A 16,560-nucleotide genomic window follows, 5' to 3' on the forward strand; every position below is an offset into this window, starting at 1 on the left:
TGACGCGCCCTCACGCCGGTCACACCCCGTCTACCAGGCCTTTTGCCGCCGCGTCTCGATTTTGCACGCCGACCGCACGATTTTCCGCTCATACATTGGCCGATGGCGACGACACAAGCGCGCCAAAGGATCACCACAGGAGGCTCGATGGCCATTACGACAATCACCAGACACGACAACGCGACCCGGCTCACAGGTACCGGGCAGATGATCTGTCGCTACGGCCTGGTGGTCGTGCTGGCATGGATCGGGGTCGGCAAGTACGTCAAGATGGAGAGCCGGGTCTTGATCGAACACAGCCCCCTGATGAGCTGGCTCTACGACTTCCTCAGCGTGACGGCGGTCGCCTACGCGTTGGGTACAGCCGAGATCGTGGCGGCCATCCTTATCGCGCTGCGGCCCTTGTCCTCTCGCGCGTCGGCGGTGGGCAGCGCAATGGCGATCGTCCTGTTTCTCGGCACGCTGAGCTTCCTGTTCACCACGCCCGGCGTCATTTCGGCCCACTTCGGCCCGATCCCGGTGCTGTCGGGCATGCCAGGTCAGTTCCTGCTCAAGGATCTGGTGCTGATCGGTGTCGCGGTGTGGAGCCTCGGGGAATCACTGTCCGCCACGCGCGGCTAGGGGTGTCGGGGAAACGCCTTGGGAAACAGCAGGATTGCGCCGAGGCCGCAGCCGATCAGCACGGCGCCCGGCCACGGCAGCGCCGAGAGCCCGACCGTTTGCAGTAGGCCAGCGCCGATCGCGGCGCCACCGGCGATTCCGATGTTGGCGGTCGAGTTGATCCACGCCCCGGCGAGTTCGGGCGGCATCGCGTGGGTGCGCACCGAACACGCTTGGTAGATCGACGGGACGCCGCCGAACGCCCCGCTCCAGACCGCGGTCGCGATCACGACGGCCACGAGATTCGGTCCCGTGACACCGAGCGCGATCACCGCGCAGCCGATCAGCCCGACCAGGATCACCGCGGTCCGCCTCGGGTTGCGGTCCAGGCCACGGCCCGCGTACCACAGGCCCAGCAGCCCGCACGCCCCGCACGCGAGCAGGATCGGGCCGAGCAGCGCCGGGCTGGCTCCGCTCGCCAGCAGCAGCACGCTCACATAGGTGTAGACGGTGAAATGGCCCAGGAACACCAGCGAATTCGATGTCGCCACGGCCGCCAACCGACGCCGCTGACCGGCGTGGTTCCGCGTCGACATGGGCTCGTGATCGACGCCGGGCAGCAGCGCGGCCACCAACGCGAATGTCGCGGCCGAGAGCACAGCCAGCGCCGTGAACGACGCCCGCCACCCGACCGAGGTGCCCAGCGATGTGAGCAGCGGCACACCAACGACGATGCCGACCGATGCGCCGCTGCCGGCCAGCGCGAGCGCCCGACCGACGTGCGCGCCGGAAACCAGCCGCGGCGAATAGCCGATGACCAGCGAGAAGAACAAGGCGTGCGTCACCCCGCCGAGCGTGCGCCCCGCCGCGACGACGCCGAACGTCGGCGCTGCGGCGACCAGTACGTTGCTCAGCGCGTAGCTGGCCAACGTCGCCAGCAGCAGCGGCTTGCGGGGGAACCGCGACGTGGCGATCGTCAGCGGCACCGCGAGCGCGGCGACCATGACGGCATACAGGCTGACAAGCAGGCCCGTAACGGAGTCCGGGACCGCGAATGTCGCGCCGATCTGCGGCAGCAACCCCACCGGCAGCATCTCGGTGGTGACCGCGACGCACGACGCCAGCGCCAGCGAGAGGAGTCCGGGCAGGCTGTCGCGAACGCCTGCAGTGGGTGTGCGCTCGGCTGTCAGGGTCACTGAGCCGAATATACTCGGCAGGCGAGCTTATTCAAGTGAGATACTGCCCACGATGGCACGACAAGCACCGCAGGCCGTACTGCGCTGGTCGGGCGCCGCGCAACTGCTCGAAGTGGTGCGTACCGAACCGGGCATCACCCGAGCGGCCGCCGCGCAGCGCCTGGGTATCCGCAGCGGTGGCGCCACCGAATTGGTGACGCGAATGCGTCAAGCGCGTCTGCTCGACGAGACACCCGCGCCTGCACAGGGCCGGGGCAGGCCAACCACGATGCTGGTTCCCCATGACGAGGGTCCGTTGGTGCTCGCCGCCGATCTCCGGGCCGCCGACTGGCGTCTGGCGCTCGCCGGGATCGACGGTGTGCCGCACGTTGTGACCCAGGCCAAATATGCGGGCAGGCGGCTAGCGCCCGTACTCGATCAGCTGGCGGATGCGATCGGCAAAATCTACCGGCGAAACACCAAGCGAATCAGGGCGGTTGCGGTCGCTGTGGCGGGCACCGTCAGCGACGCAAGGCTCGTGCAGTTCACCCCGCGCGGGTGGAACGACGTCGACCTGTCGGTGCTGACCGCCAGGATCCCCGAGCGCGCGGGTGTCGGTCTGCTGGTCGGCAACGACGCCACGCTCGCAGGCCTGGCCGAAGCCAGATCCGGCGCCGCCCGTTCCGCTTCGACAGCCTTGTATCTGATGGTGGCGCAAGGGATCGGCGGCGCGCTCGTGGTCAACGGTGAGCCGCTCACCGGTGCGCACGGGGCCGCCGGTGAATACGGTCACATGCCGCTCGGCGATCCGGCGCTGGTCTGTCCGTGCGGTGCGCGCGGGTGCTGGGACCTCAGCGTCGACGGGCGGGCGTTGGCGCGCCACCGCGGCGATACGGCCCCGAAAGATCCGGTGGCATACGTCCACACGTTGGTCGACCACCCGCGCCGTGACGCCGCGACCGTTCGCGCGTTCGAGGCCGTCGCCTCCACGTTGGGCCGCGGCATCGGAGGTCTGGTGAACCTGCATGACCCCGAAGTGGTGACGCTGGGTGGTGCCGCCGCGATGCTGAAGGCCGCGGCGCCAAGCGCATTCGACGATGCGTATCGCGAAGCTCTGATGGCCTTCCGCAAGGAAACGCCGCCGCCGGTGTGTGACGCCGAGTATGGCGAGGAAGGCCCGCTCCACGGCGCGGTCGCGCTGGCGTTGGACCACGTCACCGCGCCGGCCGCATTGGCCGATTGGGTGCAGCGTCACCACCTTTGACCGAATGGCTCAGTTCGGAACCGGGCCTGCGCCCGCGGCCGCTCTGGCCCGGATCAACGTCGGCTTGTCGAACCCCGCCGCCCGGGCTGCCGTGGGGATCGACGACATGATGGCGTCCAGCGAGTCCTCGGGGGCCAGCGCGATGACGCACCCCCCGAATCCCCCACCGGTCATCCGCGCGCCCAGAGCGCCTGCGGCGACGGCGCTCTCGGCGATCAAGTCGATCTGCTGTGTGGTGATCTCGAAGTCGTCGCGCATCGATGCGTGCGAGGCGTTGAACAGCGCACCCGCTTCGTGGTAGTCGTTCGCCTCCAACGCGGCCACGAAATTCAGCACGCGCCTGTTCTCAGTGAATATGTGCCGGGCGCGCTGTGCATCGACACGGTCGGCGACCTTGTCAAGCGCACCCAGTCCCCAGTCCTGCGCGTCGCGCAATGTGTCCACGCCCAGCGCCGCCGCGGCCTGCTCGCATGACCGCCTGCGCGCGGCGTACTCGCCGCCTGCGTGTCGATGTGGCGCGCGGGAATCGATCAGCAGCAGCGCGACACCGGAGGCGTCCGGATCGAACGGCACTTCCCGCACGTCGACGCTGCGGCAGTCCATCAACAGAGCATGCCGCTCGGCGCCATACAGCGACGCCAGTTGATCCATCAGTCCCGTTGGCGCGCCGACGTATTCGTTCTCTGCCCGTTGCGCGATCCGGGCCTGCTCGACTTTGTCCAGGGTCACCCCGGCAGCGGTGGTGAGCGCACCGAGGACCGCGCATTCCAGCGCCGCCGACGACGCCAGGCCGGACCCCATCGCGACATCGCTGGTGATCGACATCTGCCCGCCGCCCACCGGGTGCCCGGCCTCCCGCAACGCCCAGATGACGCCCGCGACATAGGCGCCCCACCCGGTGACCTCACCAGGCGCGGTGGTCAACGGGATGACGGCCTCGCCGGGTTCATCGGCGCTGTCGACCACGACGGTGTCGCTGCCGTCGGGCCGCAGTGTCACCACGACGCGTTCGGGCAGTGCAATGGGCAGTGCGAAGCCGAGGTTGTAGTCGGTGTGCTCGCCGATGAGATTGATGCGCCCCGGTGCTGCATAGGTCACGGTCATTGCGCCACCTCACGCAATCGCGCGGCGACACTCTCCGGTGTGACGTCGCTGATGAAGGCGTCCATGGCCGACTCCGATCCCGCGAGGAATTTCAGCTTGGTGGCGCTGCGGCGCACCGACATCAATTCGACGTGAAAGCAGCCCTCGCGCTGTTCGTCGTCGTCGCGGTACTGGTGGAGCGCCGAGATGTAGGGCAGTGGCGTTGGATACAACCGGTCGAAGCGGCCGAGCACGTCGAGGTACACCTCGACGAAGGCGTCGAGTTCGCCGTCGTCGAGGTCGACCAGGTTGTGCGCGAAGCGGTTCGGATAGATGTGCACTTCGACCGGCCATCTCGCGGCGAACGGGACGAATGCGGTGAACAACTCATTGCGGGCGATGATGCGGGCGCCGTCGGTGAGTTCGCGGTCGAGGATGGCGCGAAACAGATTGTCGCCGTGGCGGGCACGGTAGGCTTCGGCTTCGCGCAACATGATCGCCGATCGCGGTGTCACGTAGGGGTAGCCGTAGATCTGCCCGTGCGGATGCGTCAACGTCACCCCGATCTCCTCCCCCCGGTTCTCGAAGCAGAACACCTGCGCGATGCCGGGCCGGTTCATCATGTCGGCGGTGCGGTGCCGCCATGCGGTGACGACCAAGCGCGCCTGTGCGTGCGGTAGCTCCGCGAAGGACGCGGCATGGTCGCTGGAGAAGCAGATGACCTCGCATCGTCCGTGACCGGGCGCCGCGGTGAACCCGTCGGCATACGCGTCCGGCAGGGCGAACGATTCCTCTCCTGCTCCGGACAGGCTCGGGAACCGGTTCTCGAACACCACGACGTCGTAGTCGGCGGCGGGTATCTCGCTGGTCAGGCCGGACGGACCGGGACACAGCGGGCACTCGTCGGGAGGCGGCTTGTAGGTCCTGTCCTGGCGCAGCGCCGCGATGATGACCCACTGCCCGGTCTGGCTGTCAAACCGCAACTGGGAGCGCTGATTTGAGCGCGCAGGCAGCGGCCGACGATCCGGCACGGGCGCGGGATCGTGGCCCGGCAGCGTGAAGAACAGCTCGTCGCGACCGTCGGCCAGCGTCCTGCGCAAAGGTTCGGTCATCGGTGCTCCGAGGCCGTAGCGATCATCAACTCGCCTACTCGCGCCTCCAACGTCGACCGGTCGTCGGGCGCCAACCCGTCGTCGACGACCAAGGTGTGCACCTGGTCCAGCCGGGCGAACACATTCGTGCCGATTTCGCCGTACTTGGTGTGATCGGCCACCACAACGAGCCTGGGTCCGATCTCGATCATCGTGCGGTTCGTCTGTGCCTCAGCGATATTCGGCGATGTCAGCCCTGCGTGTTCGTCGAACCCGTGCACTCCGAGGAAGGTGGCATCCACCCGGAACGACGCGAGAGCCATGTCGGCGATGGGTCCTACCAGCGCATTCGACGGTGTCCGCTCGCCGCCCGACAGGTATGCCACCGGACCCGCCGCCGCATCGCCTCCCGTCAGCACCTCGAACACGGTGATCGAGTTGGTGATGACGGTGATCGAGGAGCGGCCACGCAGCACCCGCGCGAGCTCCGTGGTCGTCGTGCCCGCGCCGATGGCGATCGTCATCCCGTCCGCGACGAGCGTTGCGGCGGCGTTGGCGATTGCGATCTTCTCGCTGCGCCGGTGCCGGGCCTTCTCCGAGGACTTGGGTTCCTCGCCGCGGTGGTGGCGGGTCACCGCACCGCCGTGGACCTTGCGCAGGAGGTCCTGGGCATCGAGCACGTCGAGGTCGCGGCGGACGGTCATCTCCGACACCGACAACTGGGCGGCCAGGTCGGCCACGCGCACCGCCCCGCCGGCCTGAAGGCTGGCCAGGATCGCCCGACGGCGCTCGGCGGCGAGCATGCGTTCGGATCTCCTTCCCAGCCGAAACGAACAATAACAAACAAATTCTCACCATAACTATCGCAATTTGTATTGCTTTCTTGTTAGTTTCTGCTTGTTTGTGCGTCAGACTTCAATGAACGGAGGTGGTGACGACGACCACCACGCTGGCGGCCGAAAACGTGTTGCGTCTGCACGTCGGCTTCATGGACTACCTGCTGATCGCGATCTACTTCGCATTCGTGCTCGGCATCGGCTACCTGGCCCGCAGCCAGATCTCGACCAGCCTCGACTTCTTCCTGTCCGGCCGCCGGCTGCCCGCGTGGGTCACCGGTCTGGCGTTCGTGTCCGCCAACCTCGGCGCGGTCGAGATCATGGGGATGTCGGCCAACGGGGCGCAGATCGGGCTGTCGACGATGCACTACTACTGGATCGGCGCAGTGCCCGCGATGCTGTTCCTCGGCATCGTGATGATGCCGTTCTACTACGGCTCCAAAGTGCGAAGCGTCCCGGAGTTCATGCGTCGACGGTTCGGCCCCGGCGCCCACCTGGTCAACGCGATCAGTTTCGCGGTGGCGCAGGTGTTGATCGCAGGCGTGAACCTCTTCCTGCTCGCCACCGTGATCAATGTGCTGCTCGGCTGGAACCGGTGGGTGTCGCTGATCGTCGCAGCAGCCATCGTGTTGACCTATACCGCGCTGGGCGGTCTGTCGGCGGCGATCTACAACGAGGTCCTGCAGTTCTTCGTGATCGTGGCCGCACTGGTGCCCTTGACGATCTTCGGCCTGATCAAGGTCGGCGGCTATAGCGGCTTGCGGGAGAAGGTAATCGAGGCCGTCCGGGAGGACGGCACTGTGACGGCGACGGTGCACGAGCAGTTGACAAGCTGGCCGGGTCAGGCGCTGAGCGGTTTCGACAGCCCGGTCTGGTCGGTGATCGGCATCGTGTTCGGTCTCGGTTTCGTGCTGTCGTTCGGCTACTGGACGACGAACTTCGTCGAGGTGCAGCGCGCCATGGCATCGGACTCGATCTCCTCGGCACGACGCGCACCGATCATCGCCGCCCTGCCGAAAATGCTGATTCCGTTCGTGGTCGTCGTCCCCGGCATGATCGCCGCCGCCGCGATCGGCGACATGATCCACCTGAAATCGACTGGGACGGGCGACATCACGTACAACGACGCGATGCTGCTGATGATCTGCGACATTCTGCCCAACGGCTTGATCGGCGTCGCGGTCGCCGGCCTGATCGCGTCGTTCATGGCGGGCATGGCTGCCAACGTCTCGTCGTTCAACACCGTGTTCAGCTACGACATCTGGCAGCAGTATGTGGTGAAGGACCGCGCCGACAGCTACTACATTCAGGTCGGCCGGATCGCCACGTTGGGCGCCACGATATTGGCGGTGTTCACCGCGCTGATCGCCGCGGGTTACGCCAACCTGATGGATTACCTGCAGACGCTGTTCGGGTTCTTCAACGCCCCGTTGTTCGCGACGTTCATCCTCGGCATGTTCTGGAAACGCATGACCGCCACGGCGGGCTGGGCCGGGCTGGTCGCCGGAACGCTTTCGGCCGTCGGCGTTTTCCTGCTGTCGGAGGCGGGTGTCATCGATCTGCCCGGCCAGGGCATGCCGTTCCTGGCGGCCGCGGCCGCGTTCATCGTCGACATCATCGTCAGCGTCGTCGTCAGCTACGCCACCACGCCCAAGCCCGCCGCCGAGCTGGTGGGGTTCGTCTACTCCGAGACACCCGTGAACATCTTCTCCGACCCGGAATCCGAAGGGAAGGCGTGGTTCATGCGGCCGGTGCCGCTGGCCGCCGTGATGCTGGCCTTGACCATCATCCTCAACATTCTCTTCCGGTAGCTCAGACCGACTTTCGTCAGATGCCATAGGAGCAAACATGACCCCGCAAAAGGCGGTATCGCGAATCTTCGATATTCGCAACATCATCGGTGCCCTGCTCGCGATCTACGGTGTACTGCTCGTCATCGCCGGGTTGGCACCGGGCCTGGTGGCTGCCCATGACGAGTCGGCCGGCGATGGCAACACCGTGGAGCTGTATGTCGGCACCGACGCCAACTGGTGGGTGGGCCTGGCCCTGCTCGCGGTGGCGGCGGTATTCATAGCGTGGGCGGCACTGCGTCCGATCACCGTCGACGTCGACAGCGCGCCCGACACCGAGGGACCGACCGAGACCGGCTAGTCGGACGACTCCGCGGGGCAAGCGGCATCGTCACCGTCTGAAAGTCGTTGCGCGCCAGCATCGCTAGATGCGGTACCGTCTTCGTCGGAGGCGGTTAGGTGCTCGAAAGTTCCAGTTACCCGCAGCAACCGCTCGAGGGTGGCAGGCCGGTCGTCGAGGTGCAGCGAAACGTGAGCGGCCGAGGCCTTGCGATGGATCTGCAGCAGTCCCGACAGACCCGCCGAGTCGCAGAACGTCAGACCCGAGCAGACGATGTGGACGCGCTGCAGAGTGGGCTGTTCGGCGAGCAGCCGGGTGACGGTGTCGACCAGCTCCGCTGTGGTGACGTAGTCGAGATCGCCTGTGATGTGAACGGACGCCGAGGGACTCGTCGACTCCACAGTCAACGACAGGTTCATGCGTGCGCCTTCATGCGTGCGCTGCCGGGTCGGGGGCCGAGCGAATGTCGGCGGGCAGCACGCCGTGGGCGGCCTGCAGCATGCGCCTGCTGCGCGGGAAGTCCTTCAACTGGCTCGCCAGCAGATCCAGCGCGGGGTCGAGCGAGGACGCGGGCACGCCGCGCGCGGCAAGGACCTCGGCGGTCCAGGCGATGAAGCCGGTGAACAGTTCGTCGTCGTCGGTGTAGAGGGCGGCGCCGAGGAAGTCGACGATGTGGCCGATGTCCTCGGTGGTGTGTTGGCGCTGCTGCTCGGTGTAGCTGCGCATTGCGGGGAAACGGTTCTCCAATTCGGCGACCGTCGCCTTGATGAGTTGCGGCGCGGACCGGGTGACCATGGTGTACTCCTGGTCCGCCAGGTGCGGCAGGTCGTCGAGCGGTCGGTGGGCGTCGGCGGGGCGCGTCGGCGGAAATCCCTCGTCGAGCCGCTCGGCGGCGGCACGTGCGTCGGGCGCCCACGCATCGGCACCAAGCTGGAGGGCATAGCGGCCGTCGACGCCGAAAGCGGCGCCGCCGGCCAGCACCGGCACCCCCGCGGCCTGACACGCCGTGATCGCGGCATGAGCCGTGGGCAGCCGGGTCGGGATCATGCAGGACAGCGCGACCGCCTCGTGGCGCTGGAGGTGCAGGTGAGCGATCAGGTGCGGGGTCGGCACCTGCGCACCGAGGAAGTCGACCTGCCAACCGCGCAGGCGCAGGACCTCGGCCAGCAGCCGGGCCGGAAGCGCATGCCACTCGCCGTCCACGCAGGCGACGGTCACCCGGCCACGTGTCGCCTCCAGCGTGCTCCTCGGGTGGTAGGCCAGGGCGGCGATCACCCTGTCGTTGATGGCGGTGGCCGCATGCTCCTGCGCGACGGTGATCCGGTTGGCGGCCCACTCGCTGCCGATCTTCTGTTGGACGCGTCCGATGACGTCGAGCAGCACATCCTCTGGCGCCATGCCCGCGTCGAGCGCGGCCTTTACAAGCGACGCCGCGGCATACTCGTCACGATCGATCACGGCCTCCCACAGCCGATCGCGAAGAACCTGATGGTCGGCCCCAGTGTTGTCGGCGCTCAAGCGGTAAACCTTCCAGCGGTGCGACCGTCCACCGCACTCAGATATGTGCGGTGCGGCGCAGTGATGGCCACCACGGCGATGTCGTCATGCGTGCGCTGGTTGACCCACTCCGAGGTGAGCATGAGAATGCGTTCCACCACCGCCTCGGGCGGCATACCGGCGCACGTCTTCATCGCGTCCTTCAGCCGTTCCTCACCGAACATGTCGGTGCCGAGCGGCCCGCCGCGCGCCTCGGTGACGCCGTCGGTGTAGAGCAGGCACGTCTCGCCCGGCGCCAGCGACGTCTCAAACGATCGCGTCTTGAACCGCGGCAACGCGCCCACCAACGTTCCGCTGGTGTCGGCCTCCTCCACCCGGCCGTCGTTGCGAACGATCAGCGGAGGCGGATGGCCCGCGCACGTCAGCCGCAGCTTCAACTCCGTGTCGCGACGTGTGACCGAAGCCATCACCAGCGTCGCGAATCGGCTGTTCTCGGGCGACAGCAACGCGCTGTTGAGCAATTTGAGGACACCCTCGTGGTGCCGCGCGAGTGGCGCGAGGGCTTGCAGGGTGTTGCGGATCTTGCCGGTCAAAACCGCTGCGTCCAAACCCTTTCCGCAGACATCGCCCAGCACGACGAGCGTCTCGTCCTCGGGCGTCGCAGCGGGATGCACGTCGTAGAAGTCACCGCCGACGACCTCGTGGTCCTCCGATGCGCGGTATCCACCGGCCAGCTCGATTCCGTGGACACACTGCAACCGCGGCGGAAGCAGTTCGCGCATCAGCGTTCTGGTGATCTCCGCCTGTTCCGCGTAGAGCCGCGCGGCCGACAACGCGGCGCCTGCCCGAGCCGCGAACAGGTGTGCCAGCGTCTCCTCGCCGTCGTCGAACGCCGCCTGCGCGGTACGTCGCAACAGCACCAGCGCACCGGCAGGCACGCCGTGACCCGGCAACGGCGTGATCACCACCGACCCCACCGGCCCGGCGAAGCTGCGCGGGATGAGCCAGTCGGGCACGGTCGCGGCGTCGATCCAGCGCGACGGCACGGGCGGGAACCCGCGCAGCGCCTCGCTGAGACCCGCGACATCGGCGGGATTGGCGCTCACGGAGGAATGTTCGGCGGCACCGCCGGAGACGCTGCCGACGACGGGCAGCCGCCTGCCAGTCGGCGGCGCGACGAGCACTGCCGCGTCGGCGAGGTAGCGAGCGGCCATCTGCACGGTGGCCTCCATGCAGCGGTCGATGTTCAGCGAAGCGCCCAGCACACTGGAGGCCTCCGCCAGAAACGCGGTGCGTTCCCGTTCGCGGGCCAGCGACTGCTGTGCCGCCTGCAGTGAGCGCGCGCTGTCCTCGACCAGGCACCAGGCCACGCCGCCGGGTAACACTGACGGCTTGGCGTCGAATTCGCGGCCATCGACGGTGCCCGACACCGCGGGTGCTTCGCCTTCCACGACGCCTTCGGCGACGACGGCGTAGTGGGCGTCAGACAGCCAGGTCGGCGCGCCCTCTCGCATCCGGACGCCGGGCTGAGCGCCGGGGAGTATGGGGCGCGCCGAAGCGCTCACCGCCTGGATGACGCCCGACCGGTCGACGACTAGCACCGGCCACGGAAGCGATGCCCACGCGGCGTCGGGCGACGTATCGACGGCTGCGGGTGCCTTCTTATGCAACGGTGCCTCCCAGCGCGGGGCGAACAGGGCCCACACTTTCTGGAGGCCGGCGGCATCATCTACTCGCCACTAGTGGCGGAGACCTACTAGCCACTATTGCCTAGACCGGGCGTTGTCACAACCTCGCGTCCCTCCCCTGTCACCTGCAGGCGAGAGCGGCCGGTTGGCAGGCCGGGGCCGGGGCGACTCTCGGCATGTTCGCGCTGAAGCTTCGGGTATGTGGTCCTGATGGGCTCGACAACCCGAACCCTCGGTGCGGCTTTGCTTCGCAATGCGCCGAACCGTCTGCGAAAGCTCGACGCGGCAAGGCTTCCACGACCGCCTCACCGGTGGCACGTTCGTGGTGCGCCCGGAGTAGACGCGCGCGCTTCGTGGGTGTGCGCTAGTGCACGCCCTCCATTTCGCGGCTGATCCACGGCGCGAGGGCGAACACCGCAACACCGGCGACGATCGCCACCGCGCCGATGATGCCGAAGTAGGCGAATTCCTGTGCCGGGTCGTAGTACTTGGCGAGCACGCCGGACATCGATGTGCCGAGGCCGACGGAGAAGAAGTAGAGCGCCATCATCTGCGCCCTGAACGCCTCCGGCGCCAGCTTCGTCGTCACCGAGAGCCCGATCGGCGACAGCATCAGTTCCGACACCGCGAACACGCCCAACACGAAGGCGACATACAGCGCGGGCACCGCCCTGCCTTCGGTTCCCGCCATCGGCAGGAAGAGCAGGAACGCGACGCCCATACCGGCCACCCCGTAGGCGAACTTGCGCGGCGTCGTCGGCGCACGGGTGCCCAGCCGTGTCCACATCGCCGCGAACACCGGCGAGAGCAGGATGATCCACACCGGTTCGATCGAGCCGATCCAGTTCGACGGCGCGGTCCAGCCGAAGATCGACCAGTTCATCCGCTCGTCGGAGTACACCGCCAAGACGGTGAAGATCTGCTGAAACAGCGACCAGAACACCGCGTTGGCGATGAACAGCGGGATGAAGGCGCGCACCCGAACGCGCTCGACGGCCGCCACTTTCGGGCTGGTGAGCATCACCACGAAGTACGCCAGCGAAGCGACGATGATGACGCCGGTGGTGATCTGCGACAGGTTTGCCAGCTTGATCAGGCCGGTGGCAAACGCGGCGATCACCACGACCACGATCGCGACGCCGATCAGTGACCACCACTTGAAGGCGCTGCGCGGCAGCGGGTTTGGCACGTGGCGGCCGTGGTCGCCGAGATTCCGGCGAAAAGCGACATATTGCGCGAGGCCGAGCGCCATCCCGACTGCGGCGGCGCCGAAGCCCCAGTGAAAGCCGATCCGGGTCTGCAGCAGGCCGGTGATCAGCGGGCCGACGAACGCGCCGAGATTGATGCCGAGATAGAACAGCGTGAAGCCGCCGTCGCAGCGTGGATCGCCCTTCGCGTACAGGGTGCCCAGCAGCGAAGATGCGTTGGCCTTCAACGCCCCTGAGCCCAGCGCCACAAGTACCAGGCCGATCGCGACGCCGGCCAATCCCGGCACGATGGCCAGCGCGATGTGGCCGCACATGACCACCACGCCGCCGTAGAACACGGTGCGTTCCATGCCGAGCAGGCGGTCGGCGACCCAACCACCCAGCACGGTCGACAGGTAGACGAGTCCGCCGTAGGCGCCGACGATGCCGGTCGCCGTCGCCTGAGGCAGTCCGAGGCCCCCGTCGGTGACCGAGTAATAAAGGTAGTAGGCGAGGATGGTGAGCATCCCGTAGAACGAGAACCGCTCCCACAACTCGACGCCGAAAAGGTTTACCAAGCCAATCGGATGGCCGAAGATCGTGCGTTCGGCCGGCTTCTCGTCTGTCTGTCCCCCAGTTGTCATGTGGATCACAATTCCACGCGGGCCACCGCGCCGAAACCCCTGTCTTCACCGCATGAAAAACTGGCACTCATGGCGTTCAAGGTGCGTTTCAGCGGACAGGGCCAGTTTCAGGACTACGGCGACGACGACGGCTTCGAGTTCCTCGACGGCGGTGTGCTCGCCATCCACTTCGGCGACGAGGAGAAGTGGTCGGAGTACCATCCGCCCGCCATGTGGGAGCAGGTCACCGCGGATCCCGAGCATCTGCCCGGCCTCAACTCCCCGTACGTCGACGAAGACGACGAAGAAGACGATGAGGACGAGGATTACGACGACGAGTACGAGGACGACGTCTACGAGGCGGATTACGAGGACGAGGACGACGACGAGGACTGACCGGACTTACGCCTGCGCGTGGGGTGGTTGGCGACGAACTCGGCGTCGTAGAACGGCGAGGCCGTCGGCGCCGCCGGCTTTCTCCGCTTTGCCGCGCGGCGGTGCAGCAATTCGATCAACTCGACAGGCTTGACCCAGTCCGACGGCTTGACCGGGTCGACGGGGATCGCGTCGTCCGGGGTTGTTTCGGTCGATGACTCGGGATCATGGGGATTGGTCATCGTCAGCCGTTTCTGTGTGGGCTGATGCCTCCGTCGACTGCTGGTTCGGCGGAAGTTTCGACTTGTGCTTGACGCGCTTGTCAGTGAGGTGGCGGACGGCCGAGCGAATCTCGCCGACGCGGGCGCGGATATTCTTGGCTGCAGACTCACGCGCAGTGACTCGGGAGTTGTTGAGCTGCTGTGAGTTTGCGCTGTCAGCCGGTCGTGGCCCGTCGTAGGCGCGGTTGATGACCTTGCGCAGTGGCTTGTCGATCTTGTCGACGACCTCGTCGCGCACCCCGACAATACGCAGCGGATCGGTCAGTGGAAGATTGTCGGTCTTGACGAGAATGTGCGTGGTGTTGCCGTTCTGGGTGATCACGTTGTCGGGGTCGTCGAGGTCGAGACCGCCGTAGTTGGGGTGCACGAAGACGATTCCCGCGAGCGCGTTCAAGTTGGCCAGCGCGTTGAACGGCTTGTCCGGCCAGTCGGCGAACCCGTCGAATTCGCGCACGATTTCCGTTGTGGGATAGGGCGTATCGACGGGCGGCGGCGTGACCGTATCGAGAACGGGGATGCGTACCGGCGGCAGTTTCGCCAACAGACCGCCGTCGGCATTCGTGGGGTCACCGAGCGTGACGAACGCGATGTCGTCGCGCGGTGACGGCGCCGCCGCCATGCGCCGCTTCGCGTAGTTGATCACCACTGCGCCCTGACTGGCGCCCACCACCGTCACCGGCCCTTCGGCCGTCGCGATGGCGCCGTCGAGGGTCTCGGCGCCCGCGCGCACGGACCGGCCCAGGCTCATCGTGCCGACGAACGGCCACAGATCGGCGGGATAGTCGATGCCGACCAGATCGTCGGGCTGCAGGTCGGGCGGGACGAGACCGTCGTTGATCAGCCACGCCATCTGCGCCTGGGTCGGGGCGCCCCGCTGACCGGTGCCGCCGAGATAGAGGACGTCGGCCCAGGCGGCCGGCGCGCAAACCAATGCGGCACTGCCCGCGACGGCACACACCGCTTTGATCATTGAATATCTCCTGCTCAGCACACCTGCGCATCATCATCGGCAAACCGAGTGGCTAAGCATAATTGACACTAGCGGTGATTTCTAGCAATTGCTTGATCTTGAAAAGAACTTGTGCAAATCAGTAGGAGTCGTGCAGCCGCATCCACTCATAGGGTGGCTGCTGCGGCCAGCCCGGCGGCGAGTCCTCCCAGGTCTCCTGGCGACCGTACGGCGTGAGGTCGAGCAGGTCGAACACCAACATGAAGGGCTCCTCGCCGCGCGCACCGGTCGACCATGTGTGGAAGACCCGCGTCCCATCGCGCAGGAAAATGCTGATCGCTTGCCGCTCTTCGCTGTTGACCGTCGCGCTGAAATCCTCGTTGAACGTCGTCGACGCCGATGACACCCACGGCAGTCGCCACTCCATGCGAGCACGAAAGGCGAGCAACTTGTCGAGTGGAGCGCGCGAAATCAGAACGAACGAAGTGCCTTTCGCGTACAGGTGTGACAGCGGGCCGATGTGATCGGCCATCATCGAGCAGCCGTCGCAGCCCTCGTCCCAGTCGGGCCCGAACATGAAGTGCTGGACGATGAGTTGTCTGCGGCCGCCGAACAGATCGAGCAGTGTCACCGGCCCGCCCTCGGAACCGAACACGTACGGTTCGGTGATCTCCACCATGGGCATGCGCCGGCGCGCGGCGCTGACGGAATCCTTGAACCGCGTCAACTCCTTTTCCTTGACCAGCAGCTCCGCCCGCGCCTTCTCCCATTCAGCGCGCGAAACAATCGGCGGCAACGGCGTCGCGTCAGGCATGTCAAAAACTTGCCATCGGCCGCGGCTAGGCGAAATCCTCGACAACGTCGGCTACCCGGCGCACCTGCTCGACGTCCGCGCTCGTCGGTATGAGATGGACCTCGTCGGTGCCGATGTCCTCGAATCGTTTCAGCACTCCGACGAGTTCGTCCTCGGTGCCCGCCCAGCCCGTGGTGGGCGCCATGGCGTCGACGAACTCTGCCGGTATCCAGTTCATGTAGCGACGCAGGTGCCGGTGCACCTGCTCCCGCGCCGCATCGGCGTCACCGAGCGCGAACCAAAACGACGTCGCGAGAAACGGTTTCGGCTTACCGGCCTGCGCCCACGCCGCCCGCGCGACGTCGTAGACCTCGTTCTGCTTGTCGGTGTCGAGATCGAGCGTGGTGCCGGCCAGACCATCGGCCCACGCGGCGGCGCTTCGCAGCGTCTTCGGCCCGATGGTGCCGACCAGCAGCCGCGGGCCGCCCATCTGCAGCGGCGCGGGCCCGACGGGAACGACGGAGTCGGTCACCTTCTCGCCGGCCCACACCCGCTTCATCACCGCAACCCGTTCGGCCATGCCGCGCATGGTCTGCGTGGCGGGGTCGGCGCCGACGGCCTCATAGTCCTCGCGACGCCCGCCGATACCGACACCGACGGTGAGCCGCCCACCACTGAGCAGGTCGCCGGTCGCCAGCGATTTCGCCAGCAGTACGGGATCGTGCAACTGCGGCACCATGACCGTTGTCACCAACCGCACCCGTTCCGTCCACACCGCCAGTGCGCCGAGCAGCGCGACGGCCTCGGGGTTGTCGAAGGCGATGCGCTCACCCCAGCACAACGACGAGAAGGGTCCGTCGTCGATGGTTCTGGCCCACGTCTTCAGCGTCGAAGCGTCCAGGTCCGGCTCCATCACCGGCATCGTCATCCCTACCCGCACGACGGCGATTCTGGCACGGCGCGGACGGGGAATCCGACGCGCAGCGCC

At 66.9% G+C, this 16,560-nt stretch carries 17 protein-coding genes; 5 read left to right on the forward strand and 12 right to left on the reverse strand.

From position 1 onward, the window contains the following. Positions 1-147: 147 nt before the first annotated feature. A complete protein-coding gene (locus CQY20_RS08605; protein WP_097939664.1) occupies positions 148-621 on the forward strand; it encodes a DUF417 family protein in 474 nt (157 codons plus the stop codon). On the opposite strand, the gene CQY20_RS08610 is transcribed toward CQY20_RS08605, so the two are convergent. Beyond that, on the reverse strand, positions 618-1,796 hold the full coding sequence (locus CQY20_RS08610; RefSeq protein WP_097939665.1) for an MFS transporter: 1,179 nt from the start codon (positions 1,794-1,796) through the stop codon (positions 618-620). The two genes, CQY20_RS08605 and CQY20_RS08610, sit on opposite strands and share 4 nt — an antisense overlap. 52 nt (positions 1,797-1,848) lie before the next feature. On the opposite strand from CQY20_RS08610, the gene CQY20_RS08615 reads away from it, so the two are divergent. After that, positions 1,849-3,039, forward strand: a complete 1,191-nt coding sequence (locus CQY20_RS08615; protein ID WP_097939666.1) for an ROK family transcriptional regulator — start codon at positions 1,849-1,851, stop codon at positions 3,037-3,039. A 9-nt stretch (positions 3,040-3,048) separates the two neighbouring features. On the opposite strand, the gene CQY20_RS08620 is transcribed toward CQY20_RS08615, so the two are convergent. From CQY20_RS08620 to CQY20_RS08630, 3 genes are read right to left on the reverse strand one after another with little or no spacing between them, the layout of a single operon-like run. Further along, positions 3,049-4,143: a galactokinase gene (locus tag CQY20_RS08620; protein WP_097939667.1), complete on the reverse strand. Its 1,095-nt coding sequence runs from the start codon at positions 4,141-4,143 to the stop codon at positions 3,049-3,051. Next, entirely contained in the window at positions 4,140-5,234 is a 1,095-nt protein-coding gene (galT, locus tag CQY20_RS08625; RefSeq protein WP_097939668.1) for a galactose-1-phosphate uridylyltransferase, read from the reverse strand. The genes CQY20_RS08620 and galT overlap by 4 nt, the downstream gene beginning before the upstream one ends. Then, a complete protein-coding gene (locus CQY20_RS08630; RefSeq protein WP_097939669.1) occupies positions 5,231-6,016 on the reverse strand; it encodes a DeoR/GlpR family DNA-binding transcription regulator in 786 nt (261 codons plus the stop codon). Before CQY20_RS08630 ends, galT begins: the two co-directional genes overlap by 4 nt. A gap of 185 nt (positions 6,017-6,201) precedes the next feature. Here CQY20_RS08630 and CQY20_RS08635 point away from each other — a divergent pair, with 185 nt between their 5' ends. Both CQY20_RS08635 and CQY20_RS08640 read left to right on the forward strand, forming a co-directional pair. Then, positions 6,202-7,860 (forward strand): sodium:solute symporter family protein, encoded by a 1,659-nt coding sequence (locus CQY20_RS08635; RefSeq protein ID WP_097939740.1) that lies wholly within the window; start codon positions 6,202-6,204, stop codon positions 7,858-7,860. 37 nt (positions 7,861-7,897) lie between these two features. Next, on the forward strand, positions 7,898-8,200 hold the full coding sequence (locus CQY20_RS08640) for a hypothetical protein (RefSeq protein ID WP_097939670.1): 303 nt from the start codon (positions 7,898-7,900) through the stop codon (positions 8,198-8,200). Here the strand turns inward: CQY20_RS08640 and CQY20_RS08645 are convergent. The 4 genes from CQY20_RS08645 to CQY20_RS08660 form a co-directional block, all read right to left on the reverse strand. Continuing rightward, positions 8,197-8,598, reverse strand: a complete 402-nt coding sequence (locus CQY20_RS08645; protein WP_097939671.1) for an STAS domain-containing protein — start codon at positions 8,596-8,598, stop codon at positions 8,197-8,199. The two genes, CQY20_RS08640 and CQY20_RS08645, sit on opposite strands and share 4 nt — an antisense overlap. Positions 8,599-8,608: 10 nt before the next feature. Beyond that, positions 8,609-9,697, reverse strand: coding sequence for a cobalamin B12-binding domain-containing protein (locus CQY20_RS08650; RefSeq protein ID WP_097939672.1), 1,089 nt, complete (start codon positions 9,695-9,697; stop codon positions 8,609-8,611). Then, a complete protein-coding gene (locus tag CQY20_RS08655; protein WP_097939741.1) occupies positions 9,694-11,346 on the reverse strand; it encodes a PP2C family protein-serine/threonine phosphatase in 1,653 nt (550 codons plus the stop codon). The genes CQY20_RS08650 and CQY20_RS08655 overlap by 4 nt, the downstream gene beginning before the upstream one ends. 382 nt (positions 11,347-11,728) lie before the next feature. Next, positions 11,729-13,195: a peptide MFS transporter gene (locus tag CQY20_RS08660; RefSeq protein ID WP_097939673.1), complete on the reverse strand. Its 1,467-nt coding sequence runs from the start codon at positions 13,193-13,195 to the stop codon at positions 11,729-11,731. Positions 13,196-13,264: 69 nt separating this feature from the next. Between CQY20_RS08660 and CQY20_RS34770 the strand changes: the two genes are divergently transcribed. Continuing rightward, positions 13,265-13,570: a hypothetical protein gene (locus CQY20_RS34770; protein ID WP_163700178.1), complete on the forward strand. Its 306-nt coding sequence runs from the start codon at positions 13,265-13,267 to the stop codon at positions 13,568-13,570. On the opposite strand, the gene CQY20_RS34775 is transcribed toward CQY20_RS34770, so the two are convergent. From CQY20_RS34775 to CQY20_RS08685, 4 genes are all read right to left on the reverse strand, one after another. Continuing rightward, positions 13,540-13,791 (reverse strand): hypothetical protein, encoded by a 252-nt coding sequence (locus tag CQY20_RS34775; RefSeq protein ID WP_097939675.1) that lies wholly within the window; start codon positions 13,789-13,791, stop codon positions 13,540-13,542. The two genes, CQY20_RS34770 and CQY20_RS34775, sit on opposite strands and share 31 nt — an antisense overlap. Beyond that, positions 13,775-14,800 (reverse strand): PE-PPE domain-containing protein, encoded by a 1,026-nt coding sequence (locus CQY20_RS08675; RefSeq protein WP_097939676.1) that lies wholly within the window; start codon positions 14,798-14,800, stop codon positions 13,775-13,777. Before CQY20_RS08675 ends, CQY20_RS34775 begins: the two co-directional genes overlap by 17 nt. A 118-nt stretch (positions 14,801-14,918) precedes the next feature. Continuing rightward, the gene (locus CQY20_RS08680; RefSeq protein WP_097939677.1) at positions 14,919-15,593 is read right to left on the reverse strand and encodes a DUF899 domain-containing protein; all 675 of its coding nucleotides are present in this window, start codon (positions 15,591-15,593) and stop codon (positions 14,919-14,921) included. A 25-nt stretch (positions 15,594-15,618) separates the two neighbouring features. After that, a complete protein-coding gene (locus CQY20_RS08685) occupies positions 15,619-16,500 on the reverse strand; it encodes an LLM class flavin-dependent oxidoreductase (RefSeq protein ID WP_097939678.1) in 882 nt (293 codons plus the stop codon). Between the last annotated feature and the right edge of the window lie 60 nt (positions 16,501-16,560).

Origin of the sequence: Mycolicibacterium agri (assembly GCF_002553505.1) — a bacterium.
GTDB lineage: Bacteria > Actinomycetota > Actinomycetes > Mycobacteriales > Mycobacteriaceae > Mycobacterium > Mycobacterium agri.